The following is a 7,122-nucleotide window of genomic DNA, read 5'->3' on the forward strand; positions in this document are numbered from 1 at the left end:
GCCATCGATGAACTCAAGGAATGCGAGGAGAGCGCAATGACGCACACCGAACACGTGGTTGACGGGATGCCGACGGCCCGGGGTTGCCCCTTCTCTCCGCCGGAGGAGCTGGGTGCGCTCCGTGAGGAGCGGCCGATCGCCCGGATGACCTATCCCGACGGTCATCAGGGATGGCTGGTCACGGGCTACGAGCTGGCGCAGGAGGTGCTCGCCGACGTTGCGTTCAGTGCGCGTCACGACCTGCGCAGCTCGCCCATCGTGATGGGAGGCAAGCTCGGTCCGGCGCAGCCCGGCATGTTCATCGGCATGGACCCGCCGGAGCACACCCGCTACCGCAAGCCGCTCAGCCGGCACTTCACGGTGCGGCGGGTACGGGAGCTGGAGCCGGCGATCGAGCGGATCGCCACGGCCTGCCTGGACGCGCTGGAGGCCGGCGGGTCTCCGGCCGATCTGATGGCGGCGTTCGCGCTGCCACTGCCGGTCCTAGTGATCTGTGAGCTGATGGGTGCCGACGCCGATCTGGCGGCGGAGCTGCAGAAGCTGCGGGTGCCGATGCTCTCGGCGGCCACCCCGCGCGCGGAGGTCGCGGCCGCCGCACGGCGCACCAGTGAGCTGATGCACGAACTGGTCAGGGCGCGGCGGGCCGCTCCGGGCGACGACCTGCTCAGCGAGCTGATCGCTGTCGGTGAGCTCAACGACGAGGAGCTCGCCGGGCTGACGTTCCTGATGCTGGTCGCGGGTCATGAGACCACGGCGAACATGATTGCGATGAGCGTGTACTTGCTGCTTCAGGACGAGAAGGCGCGGGCCGCGCTGGGCGACGGGAGCCAGGTGGGCGACCAGACGGTCAACGAGCTGCTGCGCTATCTGTCGGTGGTCCAGTTCGTCTCGCGGGCCGCCCTCAAGGACGTCGAGATCGGTGGGGTGCTGGTACGGCAGGGCGAGACCGTCACGATCTCCACCTCGGCGGTCAACCGTGACGGCCGGCGCTTCGAGGATCCCGACACCTTCCACGCCGAGGGAGGCGGTGTCGGCAGTCTCGCGTTCGGGCACGGTCTGCATCAGTGCATCGGCCACAACCTGGCCAGGACCGAGATCCGGATCGCGCTGCGGCTGCTGCTGCGCCGCTTCCCCGGGTTGCGGCTGGCCGCGTCGCCGCAGGACGTCAGAACCCGAGAGGCGATGAACACGTACGGAGTCCACGAGCTGCCGGTCAGCTGGTGACGGCACGCGGCCCTGGTCGGGAACCGGGCCGCGACAAGGTCCCGTGCGGGGGCCGCCCGGTTCGCCGGCGGCCCCCGCACTGCTGTTCCCAGGGGCAGTGCGGGCTCTCCGCCATCTTCAGAACTCGCCTAGCTCGGCTTAAGAGGGCCTGGTGACCATGACGAAGACCGATCACGCCCGGCTCGCATCCTGTCAGGGCGTTCGTGCGCGGGACACGCACGGCCGGTCCGACCAGTCCCACGACGGACGGAGCTGATGATGAGCGTGCCCGCGGAAGGCAAGGTCGTTGCAGCGCTGCGCGCGTCGCTGCTGGAGAACGAGCGGCTGCGGCGTCTGCAGGATCACTTGACGCAGGCTTCCCGGGAGCCGATCGCCGTGGTGTCGATGGCCTGCCGCTACCCCGGCGGCGTCCGCTCCCCCGAGGACCTGTGGCACCTGCTCACCCACGCCGGCGACGCCATCGGCGACTTCCCCACCCGACGCGGCTGGGACCTCGACAACCTCTTCGACCCCGACCCCGACACCACCGGCACGAGCTACGCCCGCGAGGGCGGCTTCCTCCACGACGCCGACCACTTCGACGCCGAGTTCTTCGGCATCAGCCCCCGCGAAGCCCTCACCATCGACCCCCAGCAGCGCCTCCTGCTCGAAACCGCCTGGGAAACCCTCGAACGCGCCGGCCTGGACCCCACCCGGCTCCGCGGCAGCCGCACCGGCGTCTTCACCGGCGTCATGTACGGGGACTATGCGGCACGGATGATCCAGCGGATGCCCGACGGCTTCGAAGGGCACCTGGGGCTGGGCAGTGCCTACAGCGTCGCGTCGGGACGGGTGTCGTACACCTTCGGCCTCGAAGGCCCCGCCGTCAGCGTGGACACCGCGTGCTCGTCCTCGCTCGTCGCGATGCACCTGGCGGCGCAGGCACTGCGCACCGGCGAGTGCGAACTCGCCCTCGCCGGCGGGGTCACGGTGCTCGCGACACCGACGCTGTTCGTGGAGTTCAGCCGGCAACGCGGGCTGGCGCCCGACGGCCGCTGCAAGCCCTTCGCCGCGGCCGCCGACGGCACCGGCTGGGGTGAAGGCGCAGGTCTCGTCCTGCTGGAGCGGCTTTCGGACGCCCAGCGCAACGGTCACCCCGTGCTCGCCGTCATCCGCGGCTCGGCCGTCAACCAGGACGGCGCCAGCAGCCAGCTCAGCGCCCCCAACGGCCCCTCCCAGCAACGCGTCATCCACCAGGCCCTCACCAACGCAGGCCTGCAACCCACCGAAGTCGACGCCGTCGAAGCGCACGGCACCGGCACCCGGCTCGGCGACCCCATCGAAGCCCAGGCCCTCCTCGCCACCTACGGCCAGAACCGGCCCGACGGACGACCGTTGTGGCTCGGCTCCGTCAAATCCAACATCGGCCACACCCAAGCCGCCGCAGGCATCGCCGGCGTCATCAAAATGGTCCAAGCCATCCACCACGGAATCCTGCCCAAGACCCTCCACATCGACCAACCCACACCCCACGTCGACTGGGAATCAGGCGCGGTCAAACTGCTCACCGAGCAAACCCCCTGGCCCGACACCGGCCACCCCCGCCGCGCCGCCGTCTCCTCCTTCGGCATCAGCGGCACCAACGCCCACCTCATCCTCGAAGCAGCACCGGCCGAGACACCCCCCACCGAGACACCGGCCGAACCGGCTCCCGCGGCGGACGGGCCGGCGCCGTGGCTGCTCTCAGCCCGTACCCCCCAGGCCCTCCAGGCCCAAGCCGCCCGCCTGCACACCCACCTCACCCACCACCCCCACCTCGACACCACCACCGTCGCCCGCGCCCTGGCCACCACCCGCACCCACTTCGACCACCGCGCCGCCATCATCGCCACCGACACCGCCGACCTACTCGAAGGCCTCACCGCACTGGCCAACGGCGAAACCGCCCCCAACACCCTGCACGGACGGACGGCTGACGGCAGAGTCGCCTTCGTCTTCCCCGGCCAGGGCTCCCAGTGGCCCGGAATGGCGAGCGAACTCCTCGCCTCCTCCGCCCCCTTCCGGGAGCGCATCGAAGCCTGCGCAAAGGCCTTGGCACCGTACGTCGACTGGTCGCTGACCGACGTGCTGCGGGACTCGGAGGCGGGACCGATGCTCGACCGGGTCGACGTGGTGCAGCCGGCGCTGTTCGCCGTGATGGTCTCGCTCGCCGAGGTGTGGCGTTCCTACGGGGTACGTCCGGACGCCGTCGTCGGCCACTCCCAGGGAGAGATAGCCGCCGCGTGTGTCGCCGGGGCGCTCTCCCTGGACGACGCCGCCGCCGTCGTGGCCCTGCGCAGCCGCGCCCTCACCGAACTCGGCGGCACCGGCACCATGGCCTCCGTTCCCCTGCCCGCCGACCGGGTCGCCGCCGACCTGGCGCGACACCACGACGGGCGTGCCTCCGTCGCCGCCGTCAACGGCCCCGGCACCACGGTCATCGCGGGTGACACCGACGCCGTGCACCGTATCGTCGCCGCCTACCGGGAGCAGGGTGTCCGCGCCCGAACGATCCACGTCGACTATGCCTCCCACTCGCCCCACGTCGAGCGCATCCGCGGCCGGGTACTCGATGCTCTCGCCCACATCACACCGCGTCCCTCGACCGTGCCGCTGTATTCGACGCTCACCGGCAGCCTGCTGGACACCACTGCCATGGACGCCGACTACTGGTACTCCAACCTGCGGCGGACGGTCCGGTATGAAGAGGCCGTACGGGCGCTCCGGCACAGCGGCCACCGGTTGTTCATCGAGTGCAGTCCGCACCCCGTGCTGACCATCGGCACCCAGGAGACACTCGACGACATCGGAAGCGAGCGGGCCGGGAACGGGCGCGGCGCTGGCGGTGGTGTCGCGCTCGGCACGCTCCGCCGTGACGATGGCGGCCGGCTGCGGCTGCTGACCTCAGTGGCTGAGGCCCATGTCACGGCGAACGTCGTGGACTGGGCATCCCACTTCGCGGAGCGTCCGGCCGCACGGGCCGACCTGCCGACCTACGCCTTCCAGCGCGAGTCGTACTGGCTCGACACGCCTCCGGCTGGTTCCGACGTCACCTCGGCAGGGCTGGCGGTCGCGGACCACCCCCTCCTCACCGCGGAGGCAGTGCTGCCGGAGGAGCAGGGGACGGTCCTCACCGGGCGGCTCGGGCTCGCCGTCCAGCCGTGGCTGGCAGAGCACACGGCGCTGGACGTCACGGTGCTGCCGCCCAGCGCCCTGGTCGAGCTGGCACTGTATGCGGGAGGGCGGACCGGCTGCGCGGAACTCGCCGATCTGTCCCTCGACGCGCCGCTGCTGCTGCCGGATCAGGGTGCCCTGCAGCTGCGGGTCACCGTCGGGGCGAGCGATCCGGCGGGCGGGCGGAGCGTGTCCGTCCACACCCGGGCCGAACGGGCCGGGTCCGACACCGACTGGACGCGGCACGCCACGGGCCGGCTCGTCGTGGCGGACCCGGCCGAGCCGGCCTCCCTGACCGCCTGGCCGCCGCCGAGCGCGTCGGCCGTCGCTGTCTCCGGGCTGTACGACCGGCTGGTCGGCGCCGGTGTGGCGCACGGCCCGCTGTTCCAGGGCCTGCGCGCCGCCTGGCGGGACGACTCGGCCTTCTATGTCGAGGTCGATCTGCCCGAGGACGCCGAGGACACACGCTTCGCCGTCCATCCCGCGCTCCTGGACGCGGCGCTGCACACCGTGCTGCTCGACTCAGGGGACGGGCCCGCCATCGGGGGTGACGGCGCCGACCGGGCGGGCAGCGGGCGGGTCCGCTGGCTCCGCCGGGTGACGGGGGCCGCTTTGCACTCCCGTGCCGGTTCCGCGCTGCGGGCCCGGCTGCGTCCTACCGGGCCCGGCACGTACGCGATGGACCTCGCGGACCCGACGGGTTCGCCCGTCGCCACGTTCGCGGGGCTCGCGCTGGAGCCGGTGGACCCTGGGAGGCTGCACCATGACGGCGCGTCCAACGACCTGTTGTTCCAGGTGGAGTGGTCGGCTGTCGCCGACCCGCAGACGCCGCCCGGGGAGTGGGCCGTCCTCGGCCCGGACGGGCCGGCGGCGGACGACCTCGCGCCGGCGGACTGCCCGCGCTATCCGGACGTCGCCGCCCTCACCGCGGCCCTGGACGCCGGACTGCCCGTCCCGCGCTGGGTGGTGCTGCCCTGCACGGAAACGGATACGAGCGGCAGTGACGCAGCGCACCGGGCGCGTACCCTCGCCCACGAGGTGCTGGCCCGGGCCCAGGAATGGCTCGCCGACGAACGGCTGGCGTCCTGCTGCCTGGTGGCGGTCACTCGTGACGCGGTCGGCGCGATCGCGTCCGACGAGGTGCGGGATCCGGGAGGGGCCGCGTGCTGGGGGCTGCTGCGCTCGGCCCAGACGGAGAACCCCGGCCGGTTCCGCCTCGTCGACCTCGACCATGAGCGGACCTCCGTGGCGGCCCTGCCGACGGCCCTCGCCTGCGAGGAGCCGCAGGTGGCGGTCCGGGACGGCGGGCTGTTGGTGCCGCGGCTGGTTCGCGCTCTGCCGCCGGCGTCCGGCCAGGCCGGGCCCGTCGTCCTCGACGGCGAGGGAACGGTACTCGTCACCGGCGGCACCGGCGCCCTGGGCGCCCTGGTGGCCCGCCACCTGGTCAGCAGGTACGGCGTACAGCACCTGCTGCTGACCAGTCGCCGCGGCCCGCGGGCTCCCGGGGCGGACGAACTGGCCGCGGAACTCACCGCGCTGGGTGCGCGGGTGACGGTCTCCGCCTGCGACGTCGGGGATCCGGCCGCGTTGGCGGAGCTGCTCGCCTCCGTCCCAGTGGCGCACCCACTGACCGCCGTCGTCCACACGGCGGGCGTGCTCGACGACGGTGTCCTGTCCTCTCTCTCGTCCGAGCGCCTCGACACCGTGCTGCGGCCCAAAGCCGACGCCGCCTGGCATCTGCACCAGCAGACGCGAGGGGCCGGCCTGGCGGCGTTCGTCCTCTTCTCCTCTGCCGCCGGCACCCTCGGCAACCCCGGGCAGGCGAGCTACGCCGCCGCCAATGCCTTCCTCGACTCCCTGGCCCGGCACCGCCGGTCCGCCGGCCTGCCCGCCGTCTCGCTCGCCTGGGGCCTGTGGGAGCAAGGCGGTGCGATGACCGGCGACCTGGACGACGCGGACCGCGCGCGCCTCAACCGCCAGGGTGCGGTGGCACTGTCCGCGGCCGAGGGGCTGGCGCTGTTCGACGCGGCCTTGGGCCTGGACCGGCCGGTCCTCCTGCCGGCGCGGTTCGACATGGCCTCGCTCCGCGCGACGGCGGCCGACGGCACCCTCGCGGCGCTCCTGCGCACCCTGGTACGCGTCCCCGCGAGGCGCACCGGACCCGGCACGTCGGGCGTTCCGCTCGTGCAGCGGCTGACAGGACTGCCCGACTCCGAGCAGCACTCGCTCGTACTGGACTTGGTCAAGCGTCAGGTCGCTGCGGTCACGGGGCGCTCCTCCGCTCAGGACATCGGCCCCGATCTCTCGTTCAAGGAGCTCGGGTTCGACTCCCTGGCCGCGGTCGAACTGCGCAACCGGCTCACGGCCACCACCGGACTGCGGCTGCCCGCCACGCTTGTCTTCGACTATCCGAACTGCGACGCACTCGCCGGGCACCTGCTGACCCTCGTCGGGGGCGAACGGCCGTCCGCCTCCGACGGGTTGCTGGCGGGTCTGGATGCGTGGGAGGCCGCCGTCCTGGCCCTGCCGGAACAGGACGAGCGGCTCTCCGCCGTCACGGACCGTCTGCAGGCCCTGCTGTGGAAACTCAGGGCCGAGCCCGTTCCGGCCGGGGCCGAGCAGACACCGGTCGCCGACCTCGAGTCGGCCTCTGACGACGAACTGTTCCTGGTACTCGACAACGAACTCGGCCTGTCCTGACTCGGC

At 72.5% G+C, this 7,122-nt stretch carries 2 protein-coding genes; both read left to right on the forward strand.

Annotated features, from left to right (window positions below):
* Positions 1 to 36: 36 nt before the first annotated feature.
* On the forward strand, positions 37 to 1,224 hold the full coding sequence (locus S1361_RS05145) for a cytochrome P450 (protein ID WP_208030647.1): 1,188 nt from the start codon (positions 37 to 39) through the stop codon (positions 1,222 to 1,224).
* A gap of 264 nt (positions 1,225 to 1,488) precedes the next feature.
* Positions 1,489 to 7,116, forward strand: a complete 5,628-nt coding sequence (locus S1361_RS05150) for a type I polyketide synthase (protein WP_425087975.1) — start codon at positions 1,489 to 1,491, stop codon at positions 7,114 to 7,116.
* The last annotated feature ends 6 nt before the right edge of the window (positions 7,117 to 7,122 follow it).

Source organism: Streptomyces cyanogenus (assembly GCF_017526105.1).
GTDB lineage: Bacteria > Actinomycetota > Actinomycetes > Streptomycetales > Streptomycetaceae > Streptomyces > Streptomyces cyanogenus.

Excerpts from the sequence above, each read along its gene's own strand:
- S1361_RS05145 (WP_208030647.1), top strand. The coding sequence starts at position 37 with ATGACGCACACCGAACACGTGGTTGACGGGATGCCGACGGCCCGGGGT.